Source organism: Corynebacterium sp. TUM25015, from assembly GCF_056393505.1.
In genome coordinates, this window is sequence record NZ_CM150783.1 from 955,316 (window position 1) to 969,482 (window position 14,167).

The window sequence follows — 14,167 nt, forward strand, 5'->3', positions numbered from 1 at the left end:
GATCTGAACCGTATGTGTCGCTAACTCTAACGGAGGATCGAAAAGCCTCATGGCTAAAATGATTGCATTCGACGAAGAAGCACGCCGCGGGCTGGAAAAGGGTCTGAACACCCTGGCAGACGCGGTTAAGGTAACCCTCGGCCCGAAGGGACGCAACGTCGTCCTGGAGCGCAAGTGGGGCGCCCCGACGATCACCAACGACGGTGTGACGATCGCTCGCGAAATCGAGCTGGAAGACCCCTACGAAAAGATCGGCGCAGAGCTGGTCAAGGAAGTTGCCAAGAAGACCGATGACGTCGCTGGTGACGGCACCACCACCGCTACCGTTCTGGCCCAGGCTCTGGTCCGTGAAGGTCTACGCAACGTGGCAGCCGGCTCCAACCCGATGGGCATTAAGCGCGGTATCCAGGCTGGCGTGGAGAAGGTAACGGCTGAGCTGCTGGGGCACGCCAAGGAGATCGAGACTCAGGAGCAGATCGCCGCTACCGCCGGCATCTCTGCTGCTGATGAGAAGATCGGCCAGCTGATCGCCGAGGCTATGTACAAGGTCGGCGATGGCCAGCTGAACAAGGACGGTGTGATCACCGTTGAGGAGTCCAACGCTTTCGGTGTGAACCTTGAGGTTACCGAGGGCATGCGCTTCGACAAGGGCTACATCTCCGGTTACTTCGCCACCGACGTAGAGCGTGGCGAGGCTGTTCTGGAGGATCCGTACATCCTGCTGGTTAGCTCCAAGATCTCCAACGTAAAGGATCTGCTGCCGCTGCTGGAGAAGGTTATGCAGTCCGGCAAGCCGCTGCTGATCGTTGCTGAGGATATCGAGGGTGAGGCTCTGTCCACCCTGGTTGTGAACAAGATTCGTGGCACCTTCAAGTCCGTCGCCGTGAAGGCACCGGGCTTCGGCGACCGCCGCAAGGCACAGCTGCAGGACATTGCGATCCTGACCGGTGGCCAGGTTATCGCGGAGGAGGTTGGCCTGTCCCTGGAGACCGCCGACCTGCCAATGCTGGGCACCGCCCGCAAGGTTGTGGTGACCAAGGACGACACGACCATCGTCGATGGTGCAGGTTCCCCTGAGCAGCTGGCTGGCCGTATCAAGCAGATCCGCCAGGAGATCGAGAACGCAGACTCCGACTACGACGCAGAGAAGCTGCAGGAGCGACTGGCTAAGCTGTCCGGCGGTGTTGCAGTGCTGCAGGTCGGCGCTGCTACCGAGGTGGAACTGAAGGAGCGTAAGCACCGTATCGAGGATGCCGTGCGTAACGCTAAGGCAGCCGCAGAGGAGGGCATTGTCGCCGGCGGCGGCGCAGCTCTGCTGCAGACCGCCAGCGTGCTGGACGACAACCTGGGTCTGGAAGGCGACGAGGCAACCGGTGTACAGATTGTGCGCGCCGCCCTGGCTTCCCCGCTGAAGCAGATCGCCCACAACGCTGGCCTGGAGCCCGGTGTGGTTGTCGATAAGGTTGCCAACCTGCCTGTCGGTCAGGGTCTGAACGCTGCCACCGGCGAGTATGTGGACCTCCTGGAGGCCGGCATTTCCGACCCGGTGAAGGTGACCCGTTCTGCGCTGCAGAACGCCGCTTCCATCGCCGCGCTGTTCCTGACGACTGAGGCTGTTGTCGCGGATAAGCCGGAGCCTGAAGCACCGGCTATGCCGGGTGCCGATGAGATGGGTGGCATGGGCGGCTTCTAAAGGCTTTAGCCCGAGTTTCTCGGGGCTTGGAAGAGTCCCGGAAAACTGTTAAAAATAGCTAGTTTCCCTAAAATTTACCTAGGTATACTAACCGTAAAATAACCCCTGAGCTGGGACTTTACCAAACTGTTACCCCCTGCTGGGGGAATGGTGTGGGGAAGAGTCCTCTCAGGGGTTGTGTTGTTTCGCAGATACGCTACTGTATTCCCCAGACGGCCTACAGGGGGCGTCACTACCACTAGAAAGTTCTGGGCACAGAAAAACTGGCGCCCCTCAATCTCTTAAGAGGAGAACATCATGATCGATCAGATTACCACCATCTTCGGCCAGCTGGGCGACTTCCTGGGCGGCTTCGGCAACATCTTCAAGGGCCTGAAGGACGTTATCAAGACCATCGTTGCTTGGACCGGTGCTTCCAAGTAAGTTCCGCTTCTAGCGATTGTTAAAACCCCGGCTTCGGCCGGGGTTTTTTCATGCCTAATTGAGCCGTGCTGTATCGCAACATCAATCAGCGCTGTATGGGAACGCTGAACACACTAGACTAGACAGTGTTAATCAGAGTCTAAAAGCTTCAGGCGAAGGAGAACCTAGGCACATGGCCGAAGAAGAATTCCACATGGTTGATCTGGCTGCTACCGAGGGCTACTTGGTGGACGATTCGGATGAAGACGATCCGGTACTGATCACCCCCGACGGCCACCGCGTCGATACTTGGCGCGACCAGTATCCCTACGACGAGCGGATGAGCCGCGAGGAGTACGAAACCACCAAGCGCGCCCTGCAGATCGAGCTGCTGAAGTTCCAGAACTGGACCAAGGATACGGGCCAAAAGCACATCATCATTTTCGAGGGACGCGACGCTGCCGGCAAGGGCGGCACCATCAAGCGCTTCAACGAGCACCTCAACCCCCGTGGTGCCCGCACTGTGGCTTTGGAGAAGCCTTCTGAGCGCGAGTCTACCTCCTGGTACTTCCAGCGCTACGTCCAGCACTTCCCGTGCGGCGGCGAGATCGTCTTCTTCGACCGCTCCTGGTACAACCGCTCTGGCGTGGAGCGCGTGATGGGCTTCTGCACCAACGATCAGCACGCAGAGTTCCTGCGTGAGGTTCCGATGCTGGAGAACATGATCATGGGCTCGGGCATCTCCCTGACGAAGCTGTGGTTCTCCGTCACCCAGAAGGAGCAGCGCACTCGCTTCGCCATTCGCCAGGTGGACCCGGTTCGTCAGTGGAAGCTTTCCCCCATGGACCTGGCCTCCCTGGACAAGTGGGATGACTACACCCGTGCCAAAGAAGAGCAGTTCCGCTACACGGACACCAACGAGTCCCCGTGGATCACCATTAAGTCCAACGACAAGAAGCGCGCTCGCATCAACGCTATGCGCTACGTCCTGTCGAAGTTCGAATACGCCGACAAGGACCACGAGGTCGTCGGCGAACCGGATCCGAAGATCGTCAAGCGCGGCCGCGACCAGATCGGCGACTAGTCGACGATTTCGATCGGGTTGCCCTGCCACCTAGTGGCTGCAGGCACGTGGTCGCCGCGCATAACTAGTGACGCCGGGCCGACCGTCGCTGCCTGCTCGATCGCTGCGGCAGGCAGAGCCACGCTGTGTGGCCCCATCGTTGCACCGTCACCGAGCGTGACGGTATCCAAACTCATCACTCGGTCCTGGAAAAGGTGCGTCTGCACCACACAACCCGGGCCTACGCTGGCACCCCGGCCGATCTTCACCAGATCCGCCTCTGGCAGCCAATAGGTATCCAGCCAAGCACCCCGGCCGATCTTTGCGCCGAGGGCGCGTAGGAACATATTCAGGCTGCCGGTGCCCATTGTGTGGGCCAGGAACCATGGGCCGGCCACGGTCTCCACAAACTGATCCTGCAGCTCGTTGAGCCAGACGAAAGCCGACCAAAGTTGGTGGTCGCCAGCCTTGATGCGCTGCACACACAGCCACTTCATCAGCACCGTCACCGCCGCGGCTACAAAGCCCGCGCCGACGAGAACTACGCCAGAGACAGCGAACGTCTGCCAGATGCCCTGGTGCACCAGCACCCACTGAAGTGCCAGCACCACACCCGCGGCAATCATGGCGGAGGTCATCGGCGCCAGTAGGCGCAGTGTCTCCACAATGCCACGAGCCACCTTCAGGCCGAAGCCCGGGTTATAAGTACGGGACTCGCCGCCAGCTTCCACGGTTACGCGACGCAGACGCTCCGGTGGGGAACCCAGCCAGTTGCTGCCGGACTTCGTCTTCTCCGGGGTAGAGGAGAGCACAGCCACCAAAGAGTTCTTCTTCAGTGTGCGTTCCGGGCCGGCAATACCGGAGTTGCCCAGGAAGGAGCGCTTACCGACCTTGGTGTTGCCGGTAAGCATCCAGCCGCCACCGCCGAGCTCATAACCACCGACCATCGTGTCATCCGCCAGGAATGCGCCTTCACGCACCTCGGCGAAGCGCGGCACCATCACGGCGGTGGAGATCTCCGCGTCCTTGCCCACCTTGGCGCCCAGGCTACGGAACCACAGCGGGGTCAGCTGGGCGGCGTACATCGGGAACAGCTGAGTACGGGCACTATCCATCAGACGCTCAATGGCCCATACCCGCCAGCCACTGAGGCTGCGGACGGCCACCACGCCCGGCTTGAGGCCTATAGATAGCACGCGAACGAATAGCCAAGTCAGTGCGGTGTAGGTGGCAAATGCCACCAGGCCACCGGCTGCTGCAAGGGGAAGCGCCAGCAAGGGGGCGTCGGAAGGAACAAGCCACAGTACGAACGCAGCGGCGGCGAACAGGGCCACGAGGGGCAGCAGGGACATGACGATTGCGCTCAGCGCATAGAGCCAGAACCACATGGTGCGGCGCGGGGCAGCCTGCTCTGGGAAGCGGTTGCGGGCCTTGCCGACCTTCACCGCGGGCGAACCAGCCCACTGCGACCCTGCCTTGACCTTCTTGGCTCCCGTCACAGCCGAGCCGGGCTCGATGTGAGCACGTGCGCCGATGCGCGCGCCCGGGAACAGGGTAGAGCGGGCGCCGATAGAGGCATCCTTGCCGATCTCAATCCTGCCGACGCGCAGTACGTCGCCCTCCAGCCAGTAGCCAGAAAGATCCACTTCCTGCTCGATAGAGCAGTGCTTACCCAGAGTGAGCAGGCCGGTGACTGGTGGAAGGGTGTGCATCTGCGCACCCTTGCCGACCTTTGCGCCCAGCCAACGAGCGTACGTGGTAATCCAGGCCGCACCCGAGACATCGCGTGCGCCGGAGGAATCCGCCACGCGTTCGGCAGCCCAGATACGCAGGTGAACCGAGCCGCCACGCTTGTAATCGCCCTCGCCGATGCCGGCGGTTATCAGGCGAATGAGCAGCGCGGACAGCGGTAGGCGGCCCAATGGAGTAGCGAAGACGATAACTGCAGCAATGACCACGGCCAAGGGAACGTCGACGACCCACGGGAGGTCGCCCGCCCAGGAGGAGCCGTGGAAGAGGATTGCATTAAACACCAGGATCCAAGTGACCCATTGCGCGCCCGCTAGGGTTAGCGCCGGAATCTGGATTAGCGCCTGCGCCAGGCGGGTGCCGATGCCCACCGGTTTGGCGGGTTTCACGTCCTTGGCCTGTGCGCCGGAGCTGGTTCCCTTGGTACCGGCCTTCTCGCGCTTAGAGTCGATGTGCTCGGCCAGGGCGGCCAGACGAGAGTGATCATAAAGATCGCGCACGCTGACAGTCGGGACTTCCTTACGGACGCGACTAATCAACGTTGCGGCACCCAAAGAGGTGCCACCGAGATTAAAGAAATCCGCATCCGGGCTGTTCACTGCAGTGCCCAGGGCATCGGCGAACAGTTCGGCTAGCCATTGCTGGGTCGGGTTGTCGAACTCAGCGGTGCCAGTGGAGGGCAGTGGCCACGGCAGAGCCTTCTTGTCCACCTTGCCGGAGGTCGTTACCGGCAGCTCGTCCAGCGCGCAGAGGCGCGGAACCATGGCTGCCGGCAGTGCATCGCGCAGTTGCTGCAGAGCCTGCTGCTGGTCGAAACTCTCTACGCTTTCCTCTGTAGAGACGTATCCCACCAGTACCTTGTCTCCGCCACCGGTGGTCTGTACGACGACTGTGGAACTGCGCACGCCGGGCAGGGCGGATAGCGCCGCGTCTACCTCGCCGAGTTCGATTCGACGCCCACCGATCTTCACCTGGTCGTCGATGCGACCGACGAAGTACAGGCCATCTTCCTCGAGGCGTACGTGGTCACCGGAACGATAAGCACGCTCCCAGCCGAGCTCCGGCATGGGCGCGAACTTCTCTGCATCCTTTTCTGGATCCAAGTAACGAGCCAAGCCAACGCCACCAATGATGAGTTCGCCGGTTTCGCCCCAGCCGACCGGCTGGTTGTTGGCATCCACGACGGCGAGATCCCAGCCGCGGAGGGGAATGCCGATTGATACCGGGCGCACCCCATCCATGGTGGTTCCGCAGGCAACGACGGTGGCCTCGGTCGGGCCATATGTGTTCCACAGTTCGCGGGAGTCGGTGGCCAGGCGGGCGGCCAGTTCTGGCGGGCAGGCTTCACCGCCGAAGATCAACAGGCGTACTGCGTCCAGAGCTTCGTCAGGCCAGAGTCCAGCCAGGGTAGGCACGGTGGACACAGCGGTCACGTTGCGGGAAACCAGCCAGGGCCCCAGGTCTACGCCGGAACGCACGAGGGCACGCGGGGCGGGCACCAGGCACGCGCCGTGGCGCCAGGCCAGCCACATTTCCTCACACGAAGCGTCGAAGGCGACGGATAGGCCAGCCAGGACACGGTCGCCAGGAGCCAATGGCTCATCCTGTAGGAACATTTCGGCCTCAGCATCCACGAAAGCTGCGGCGTTGCGGTGCGTTACCGCGACACCCTTTGGCTTACCCGTGGAGCCGGAGGTGAAGATGATCCATGCATCGGCCTCCAGGTCAGGGCCGAAGGCCTTATCGGAATCATCGGAACCGGTGCTCGAACCGGTGTGCAAGGTCTCGTTAACTACCCGCAGCCCGTCGGCGCCGTAGATTGCGGCCACATTGGCCTCGCCAAAGACAAGGGAGGCTCGTTCCTCGGGGTCGTCGGCGTCCACAGGTACATAAGCAGCACCGACTGCGAGGGTCGACAGAATAGCTATGTAGAGCGCGCGATCACCGCTGGGCATGCGAATACCGATGCGGTCGCCGCGACCAAGGCCGCGCTCGTGCAGCCATTTAGCGGTCGTTTCGATCTCGTCGAGGAGCTCGGAATAGGTAATGACCCCCTTGCCGTCGTCGATGGCGGGGGCTTCAGGGCATGCCGAAGCCGTCGCACGAACAATGTCGATGAGCGTGCGAGGCTCCGGTGCCTCGTTAGAACGGAGGTACCGGGAAGGGATGTGCACTGTGGGTCTAGGCCTCCTCGCTCGCGATGATGGCCTTGGCTAGCTTGCTCAAGTGCTTCAGCTGCTTGGAGGTCGAGTCATCAAGTGCCCTATCCTCTGCGGCGTGAACCAGTGGGGCCAGGCCACTGTAGGCCTTGTTGCCCTTCTTGGTTACTGAGATGATCTGGCGGCGACGATCCTTCGGATCTTTGACCCTCTTCGCGAGGCTGCGCTTTTCCAGGGAATCGACGAGGCGAACCATATCGGAACGATCCACTCCAAGGATTTCACCCAGCGTTGCCTGGCTAGCTGCATCGCCATCGACGAGGCAGGCAAGAACCCAGAATTCACGCAGGTTGAAGCCCTCTGCAGCGAGCGCCGTCTCCACAAAATCGCGAGTGCGACGGCGGAGGCGCTCAAGCTGGAATGAGGGCGAAGACAACAAGTCAGCGGGTAGTGGCATAGATTCGGACATGCCACAAATATAACGCTGACAATGGGGGTTGTCTAATTGTGGGGTTGCCCCACGATGGGGAGGCCGGCGTCGCGCCAACCAGCCGTGCCATTGGCCACGTTGATAGCTTCGATGCCGTTTTGCTCAAGCCACTGGCAGGCACGGGCGGAGCGGCCACCAGACAGGCAAATGAGGTAAATATCCTCGTTCAGATCCAGCTCGCCGTATCGGGCCTGCAGCTCGGAAAGAGGAAGGTTAATCGCGCCCTCCGCATGCCACTGGTTGTATTCATCCACCTCGCGGATGTCGACCAGCTGCGCGCCGGAGGGAACGTCGGTGGGCTGTACAGTCTCGAATTCACTCATGCCGCCCCATTGTAGGCAAGGGTTGGGTGGGGAGTTAAGTGGAGTTAAATGGAAGGAGCACTGAGAGCAGTTTTCTAGTGGCCATCAACGAAGGAGGTTGAAGTGGAGAGCACGAGCGGGCGGGTTGATACCGACCCCACGCGGGGGCTCACTACTGAAGAGGTAGCAGCACGCACGCAGCGCGGCGAGATTAATGCGCCGGGCAGCGGAACCGGCAGGAGTGTGGCACAGATCCTGCGCGCCAATATCTTCACGCGCGTCAACGCCATCCTCGGTGTGCTGTGTGCAATCGTGCTGTCCACTGGCTCAGTGATCAATGCTGCCTTTGGCCTACTTATCATCGCCAACTCCGCGGTGGGCGTGATCCAGGAACTGCGGGCCAAGAAGACTCTCGACAAGCTGCGCATTGTCGGCGAATCAGAGCCAACTGTCATCCGCGATGGTGTAGAAAAGTCCATTCCACAGCACGAGGTGGTGCTGGGGGACATCATCAAACTTCGCCCCGGTGACGAGGTCGTCGTGGACGGCACCGTGGTTTCTGGTTCTATGCGCGTCGACGAATCCCAACTCACAGGGGAATCCGATGCTGTGTCCAAGGCGGAAGGAGCGGAAATCCTTTCGGGCTCCATCGTCAATGAGGGCTCCGCATTGTTTCGCACCGACAAGGTCGGAGACGAGGCCTATGCCGCACGCTTGGCGTCGCAAGCAAGCGAGTTTTCGCTTACCGATTCCGTGCTTATGAACGGGATCAATAGCATCCTCAAGGTCATTACCTGGCTGTTGATCCCCACCGGTATTCTTACAATCTGGACCCAGCTTGTGCGTTCTGGCACGAGCCTGCGCGAATCCATCCTCTCAATGGCTGCCGCTATCGTTCCGATGGTGCCGGAGGGGCTGGTTCTCATGACTTCCATAGCTTTTGCCGCGGGCGTAATCCGCCTCGGCAAGTTCAAAGCCCTGGTCAACGAACTCGTAGCTATTGAGGGACTCGCCCGCGTCAATACTGTATGCACGGATAAGACCGGAACGCTCACCACGAATGAGATGGAGCTGGACTCCATCGTCACCGCCGAAGGAAACGACGCGGAGGAATCCTGGGGCCGCAACCTCGCCGCCATGCTGAGCGCCCAGGACGAGCTCAACGACACCGCCCGCTCCATCGTGGCCGGGTTGCGCGAGTGGGGTGTAGAACCCGAACAGTGGCAGGGCCAAGAGATTCCCTTTAACTCGCGGTACAAGTTCTCGGGGTTCGCTGTATCCAATGCCACTGCGTGGATCATGGGCGCGCCCGATGTCCTTCTGTACGAAGGAAGCCTCGCCGCCAAAACAGCCAAGAAACTAGGGGATCAGGGGCTTCGCCTTCTCGTTTTCGGCCAGGTCAAAGGCGGCGGTCACGATTGGATGAATACCGACAGCCTCACCATGGATGCTGCTCCGCAACTCGACGAACCTGTGCTGATTGTGCTGCGCCAACAACTGCGCTCCGATGCCCGCGAGACGCTCGAGTTCTTCGATAAACAAAACGTGGACATCAAAGTCATCTCCGGCGACAACCCGGACTCGGTGGCAGCCGTGGCGCGCAAGGCTACGGACCGGGAGCTTGTGGCTGTCGACGCCCGTACTCTCAGCGACCTGGATGAGGCAGCCTTTGACGAAGAGATTGCCCGTGCAAACGTCTTCGGGCGTGTGAGCCCCGAGCAAAAACAGCAAATGGTGGAATCTCTGCACCGACAGAATCGCACGGTCGCGATGACCGGCGATGGAGTCAATGACGTGTTGGCGCTGAAGAAAGCCGACATTGGCGTAGCCATGGGGTCGGGTGCACCGGCGACACGCAGCGTGGCGCAGCTGGTGCTGCTGACGAATAAGTTTTCCGCGCTGCCGCGCGTGGTGGCCGAAGGGCGCCGGGTGATCGGCAATATCGAGCGCGTAGCCCACCTTTTCCTGACGAAAACTGTGTATTCGGTGGTGCTCGCACTAGTGGTAGCGGTGCTGGGGATCGCGTTCCCATTTCAGCCGATTCACGTGACAATCACTGGATGGTTCACTATCGGAATTCCAGCGTTTGTGCTGTCTCTGGCTCCCAACACGGAGCGCCCACGCGAAGGGTTCGTTCAACGCGTGCTGTCCTTGGCCATCCCCTCCGGAGTGCTTATCGGCAGCATCTGTGTGGCGATGTGGATCATCATCTACCCCGGCGCCGATGTGCCGGAGATTCAACGGCAGCAGGCCGGGACTGCCGTACTTGTGGCGCTGATCATTATGGGGCTTTGGGTGCTGGGCATCGTGGCAAGACCACTGGTCTGGTGGAAGGTACTCCTGCTGGTCTGCTGTGTGGGCGGATACCTGGTGATTTTCCTCGTTCCACCATTCCGCGAGCTATTGATGCTGCACCCGGAGAATCTGCAACTTATGAGTTTGGGTCTGGCCGTAGGGGCGGGCGGTGCTGTGCTTATTGAGATTGCCCACCAGGCAGCCACCCGCTGGCAAAGAAAACGGAGGGGGATCGTTAATCCCCCTCCGAAGGCCTAGTACGTCAGGCTGGCTAGGCTGATTCTCTCGCCCGGCCAGACTTAACGGCGTCGAAGGATAGACGCTATTAGGCAGCGCAACTAGTCAGCGCATACATTCAGCGCGATTAATCCTGGTGGCGATCGATGGCTTCCTGCAGGATGCGCTCGGCCTCAGCCTTGTTGCCCCAACCGGAACCATTGACTTCCTTGCCCGGCTCCAGGTCCTTGTAGTGAACGAAGAAGTGCTCGATCTCGTTCTTGGTGAACTGATCGATGTCTTCGATGTCTTGGAACTGCTCGAAGCGGACGTCGTCCAGTACGCACAGCAGCTTGTCGTCACCGCCGGCCTCGTCGGTCATCTTGAATACGCCGACCGGGCGAGCCTTCACGATCACGCCAGGGAATACCGGCTCCGGCAGGATCACCAGTGCGTCCAGCGGATCGCCGTCCTCGCCCAGCGTGTGGTCAATGAACCCGTAGTCAGCCGGGTAGGCCATGGGGGTGAACAGGTAGCGATCCAGGTAGACCTTGCCGGACTCGTGGTCGACCTCGTATTTGTTGCGGGAACCCTTCGGGATTTCAATGGTTACTTCGATGTTTTTGCTCATGCGCACCATTCTAACCGAGCGGTGTTTTTCGGCTAGGGTGAAGCGAGTGAGTAAGCAGAAGTCCCTGAAAGTCTGGCTGTGGAGCATCGTCGCCTTCGTAGTCGTCGTCGCTCTAGTGGTGGGGGCTGCTGTGGTGTGGTCAATGAGCAACCGCTATGAGGTGCACGAGCCCCAGCAGATTGCCGAACCCACTGCAGTCATGAACACTCCCACCGGATCGGTGCCCGACGTGCAGACTGCCGTGCGGAGCGCTGCCGCGGATCCCGCCTTGGGCGTTCTTTCTGCCTCCGTCACAGATGTGGAGACTGGCGAGGTGCTGTGGGCCAAGGATGAAAACCAAAAGCTCACCCCGGCGTCGTCCACCAAGATCTTTACGGCTGCAGCTGCGCTGCTGGCGCTGAACCATGACAGTATGTGGCGCACTGAACTGCTGCAGGATCCCCAAGATCCGAGCACACTCATTCTGCGCAGCGACGGAGACGTGACCTTGTCGCGCAATGGCGAGGGGTTCTTCACCGATGCGGCCTCTATCGCCGAGTTGGCCAAGGAAGCAAAGAAACAACTCGGTAGCCAGTCTGTGACTTCCATCGTGGTCGATAACTCACCGCGTTCTGGCGACCTCTTCAATGAAACCTGGGATCACGACGACATCGATGGAGGCAATGTCGCCAACCTCGATGCAGTGATGCTTGATGCGGGCCGACTCGATCCCAATAAGTCCGATTCCGCTCGTTCCCACGCCCCCGGCGAGGATGTGGGGCGCGCTGTAGCCGATGCGCTTGGCGTGGATGCGAAGGTTGCTGTCGAAGACGAAATGACGCCGAACTCCAGTGGCGCCAAATCCATTGCAACTGTCACCTCTGCACCGCTAAAGGTGCGCTTGCGCGACATGCTGGTGCACAGCGATAACTTGCTGGCAGAGGCCATTGGCCGCGAGGTTGCGAAGGCCAAGGGGGCGCCAACGACCTTTGAGGGCGCTACCGGTGCGACGCTGGATGTGCTGCGTGAACACGGTATTGATACGACCGATGCAGTGCTCTTTGATAATTCCGGAATGAGCGAAAAGAACCGCCTGACCGCCCATGAGTTAGACGGCGTGCTGGCCAACAAGGGTGTGCGTCCGATTCTGGACCTGCTGCCGGTCTCCAGTGTGGAAGGCACCCTGGAGGCACGCTATGGCGAAGGCTCCGGGGCGGAGAATGCCGCCGGCTGGGTGCGAGCTAAGACCGGCACTCTTTCTGGAGTGAATGCTCTGGCAGGAACAGTGATGACAGCCTCTGGCAGGCCACTGACCTTTGCGTTCCTGTCGAATGAGTCGGATCCAAACACCGCCCGTCCGGCTCTGGACCGGTTGGCGAACGCGGTGCGTACCGCCCGGTAGCATTCTCTCATGAGCGTTCAATCGGAGATCCGAGCCTGGCTGCAGGAGTTGGATCACCCAGGTGCACCCACGATCCGAGCGCAGCAGGTGCGCGCCGGGGTAGCCGTAGGGCTGTCGGGCGGAGCAGATTCCCTGGCACTCGTACACGGCTTACTGCGCTGTGACATCCCGGTGCATGCGGTGGTGGTGGATCATCAACTGCAGGAAGGCTCCGCGGAGATTGCATGTCAGGCCGTGGAGACCGCCCGCACTCTGGGAGCTACCGCGGAGATCCGCACCGTTGATGTCGATGGAGCGGGGGAGGGGCCGGCGCGCGAAGCACGCTACCGTGCGCTAGGTGCCGCTGCGGCCGGGAGGCCACTACTGGTTGCTCACACTGCCGACGACGATGCCGAGGGAGTACTCATCGGGTTGGTGCGCGGATCCGGAGCAGAGGCCATTGCGGGGATGCGTGCCGTACACACTGACCATGTGGCAGTAGCTGCGGGCGCAGCATGGCTGGGTCGCCCCCTGCTGCGCTGTACACGGAAACAAACGGAGGCCGAATGCCGCAGCGCGGGCGTGCAGTGGTGGGAGGACCCACACAACTACAGCAATGCGTATCTGCGCAGCCGTATTCGCACCCAGGTGCTGCCCTTTTTGCACGATGCTCTCGGGGAACACTTCGGAGCCAATGTGGCGCGAACCGCACGGATGCTGCGGGAAGACGTCGAATTGCTCAACGCTTTGGCGGAAAGGGAGTTAGCGGTCGCTGAAAAGGGGGCGTCATTAAACTGCGCCGAATTACAACGGCACCCAGCGGCGCTGCGGCGCAGGATCGTGAGGCGGTGGCTGACCGATAGAACGGGACCTCTGACAAGTAGCCATCTCAAGGCAATAGATGCGCTGGTTATGGCGTGGAAAGGGCAGGGAGGTACCGCGGTGCCATGGCCTGTGGAGGGGCCTTTGGAAGAAAGTCCAGGTGGGGTGCCGGGCTCACCTACAATGAATGAGAAACGGCGTACCCACCGACTGGTGGTACGGCGCTGCGAAGGGTATCTGCAGTTGGCGACTGTCCCCCGGTCGTAGCTGCGCGCTAGAATGCCAGGCAGGCATTAAAGGCGGAGAAGTCGACGACGGAATACCGCCGAGAAAACACCCCAGTAGCTACCCGAGAACTAACACAGCCAATCACGACGAGACGAGGTCTGCGATGCATAGCGAAAAGAACTTCAATGTCCCGGAAAATCCGTACGGCGACGACCTAGAAAGTGTCCTCATTGACGAGGAAACGCTGCAAGCTCGCGTTGCAGAACTGGCTAAGGCCACCGCTGACCGTTTCCGTGATGAAGAAGATGACCTCATCCTCATTTGTGTGCTGAAGGGCGCGGTGTTCTTTATTACCGACTTCGCACGGGCGCTGGATATCCCAACTCAGCTGGAGTTCATGGCAGTGAGCTCTTATGGCAATTCCACGAGCTCTTCAGGCGTGGTGCGTATCCTCAAGGATCTGGATCGTGACATCGAGGGTCGCAACGTGGTGATTGTCGAGGACATTATCGACTCCGGACTGACCCTGTCCTGGCTGATGAAAAACCTGCGTAACCGCCATCCGAAGTCGCTGTCCGTCGTTACTTTGCTGCGTAAGCCCGAGGCTCAGAAGGTACAGATTGAGCTGGCCGATGTTGGATTCGAGATTCCCAACGAGTTCGTCGTGGGCTATGGCCTGGACTTCGCCGAACGCTACCGCGATCTGCCCTACGTGGGTACTCTGCACCCTCGCGTTTACGAATAAAGCACTGTTCGC

General features: G+C 60.6%; 11 protein-coding genes. 7 read left to right on the forward strand and 4 right to left on the reverse strand.

Annotated elements, in window-relative coordinates:
- Positions 1–49: 49 nt before the first annotated feature.
- The 3 genes from groL to ppk2 all read left to right on the forward strand — a co-directional run bounded on the left by groL (position 50) and on the right by ppk2 (position 3,179).
- Positions 50–1,693, forward strand: coding sequence for a chaperonin GroEL (gene groL / locus AC06DS_RS04300; protein WP_293792275.1), 1,644 nt, complete (start codon positions 50–52; stop codon positions 1,691–1,693).
- A 297-nt stretch (positions 1,694–1,990) separates the two neighbouring features.
- Complete coding sequence (locus AC06DS_RS04305; protein ID WP_168163075.1) at positions 1,991–2,116, forward strand: PorACj family cell wall channel-forming small protein; 126 nt, start codon at positions 1,991–1,993, stop codon at positions 2,114–2,116.
- Positions 2,117–2,288: 172 nt separating this feature from the next.
- Positions 2,289–3,179: a polyphosphate kinase 2 gene (gene ppk2, locus AC06DS_RS04310; protein ID WP_005296894.1), complete on the forward strand. Its 891-nt coding sequence runs from the start codon at positions 2,289–2,291 to the stop codon at positions 3,177–3,179.
- Here the strand turns inward: ppk2 and AC06DS_RS04315 are convergent.
- The 3 genes from AC06DS_RS04315 to AC06DS_RS04325 are packed head-to-tail and all read right to left on the reverse strand — an operon-like array spanning position 3,176 to position 7,879.
- On the reverse strand, positions 3,176–7,081 hold the full coding sequence (locus AC06DS_RS04315) for a Pls/PosA family non-ribosomal peptide synthetase (protein ID WP_477101106.1): 3,906 nt from the start codon (positions 7,079–7,081) through the stop codon (positions 3,176–3,178). The two genes, ppk2 and AC06DS_RS04315, sit on opposite strands and share 4 nt — an antisense overlap.
- A gap of 7 nt (positions 7,082–7,088) precedes the next feature.
- Entirely contained in the window at positions 7,089–7,535 is a 447-nt protein-coding gene (locus AC06DS_RS04320) for a MarR family winged helix-turn-helix transcriptional regulator (RefSeq protein WP_448306994.1), read from the reverse strand.
- Between the two features lie 32 nt (positions 7,536–7,567).
- Positions 7,568–7,879 (reverse strand): rhodanese-like domain-containing protein, encoded by a 312-nt coding sequence (locus AC06DS_RS04325; RefSeq protein WP_293791046.1) that lies wholly within the window; start codon positions 7,877–7,879, stop codon positions 7,568–7,570.
- A 102-nt stretch (positions 7,880–7,981) separates the two neighbouring features.
- Between AC06DS_RS04325 and AC06DS_RS04330 the strand changes: the two genes are divergently transcribed.
- The gene (locus tag AC06DS_RS04330) at positions 7,982–10,411 is read left to right on the forward strand and encodes an HAD-IC family P-type ATPase (protein WP_477101107.1); all 2,430 of its coding nucleotides are present in this window, start codon (positions 7,982–7,984) and stop codon (positions 10,409–10,411) included.
- A gap of 106 nt (positions 10,412–10,517) precedes the next feature.
- On the opposite strand, the gene AC06DS_RS04335 is transcribed toward AC06DS_RS04330, so the two are convergent.
- Complete coding sequence (locus tag AC06DS_RS04335) at positions 10,518–11,000, reverse strand: inorganic diphosphatase (RefSeq protein ID WP_293791047.1); 483 nt, start codon at positions 10,998–11,000, stop codon at positions 10,518–10,520.
- A gap of 46 nt (positions 11,001–11,046) precedes the next feature.
- Between AC06DS_RS04335 and dacB the strand changes: the two genes are divergently transcribed.
- From dacB to hpt, 3 genes are all read left to right on the forward strand, one after another.
- Positions 11,047–12,381 (forward strand): D-alanyl-D-alanine carboxypeptidase/D-alanyl-D-alanine endopeptidase, encoded by a 1,335-nt coding sequence (dacB, locus tag AC06DS_RS04340; protein WP_477101108.1) that lies wholly within the window; start codon positions 11,047–11,049, stop codon positions 12,379–12,381.
- Positions 12,382–12,390: 9 nt separating this feature from the next.
- On the forward strand, positions 12,391–13,449 hold the full coding sequence (gene tilS, locus AC06DS_RS04345) for a tRNA lysidine(34) synthetase TilS (protein WP_477101109.1): 1,059 nt from the start codon (positions 12,391–12,393) through the stop codon (positions 13,447–13,449).
- Between the two features lie 124 nt (positions 13,450–13,573).
- Positions 13,574–14,155: a hypoxanthine phosphoribosyltransferase gene (gene hpt, locus AC06DS_RS04350; protein ID WP_293791050.1), complete on the forward strand. Its 582-nt coding sequence runs from the start codon at positions 13,574–13,576 to the stop codon at positions 14,153–14,155.
- Positions 14,156–14,167 lie beyond the last annotated feature (12 nt).

What these genes read in the sequence shown, in the direction of transcription:
- groL (WP_293792275.1), top strand. Translation starts at nt 50, where the DNA reads ATGGCTAAAATGATTGCATTCGACGAAGAAGCACGCCGCGGGCTGGAA.
- AC06DS_RS04305 (WP_168163075.1), top strand. Translation starts at nt 1,991, where the DNA reads ATGATCGATCAGATTACCACCATCTTCGGCCAGCTGGGCGACTTCCTG.
- ppk2 (WP_005296894.1), top strand. Translation starts at nt 2,289, where the DNA reads ATGGCCGAAGAAGAATTCCACATGGTTGATCTGGCTGCTACCGAGGGC.
- AC06DS_RS04320 (WP_448306994.1), bottom strand. Translation starts at nt 7,535, where the DNA reads ATGTCCGAATCTATGCCACTACCCGCTGACTTGTTGTCTTCGCCCTCA.
- AC06DS_RS04325 (WP_293791046.1), bottom strand. Translation starts at nt 7,879, where the DNA reads ATGAGTGAATTCGAGACTGTACAGCCCACCGACGTTCCCTCCGGCGCG.
- AC06DS_RS04335 (WP_293791047.1), bottom strand. Translation starts at nt 11,000, where the DNA reads ATGAGCAAAAACATCGAAGTAACCATTGAAATCCCGAAGGGTTCCCGC.
- tilS (WP_477101109.1), top strand. Translation starts at nt 12,391, where the DNA reads ATGAGCGTTCAATCGGAGATCCGAGCCTGGCTGCAGGAGTTGGATCAC.
- hpt (WP_293791050.1), top strand. Translation starts at nt 13,574, where the DNA reads ATGCATAGCGAAAAGAACTTCAATGTCCCGGAAAATCCGTACGGCGAC.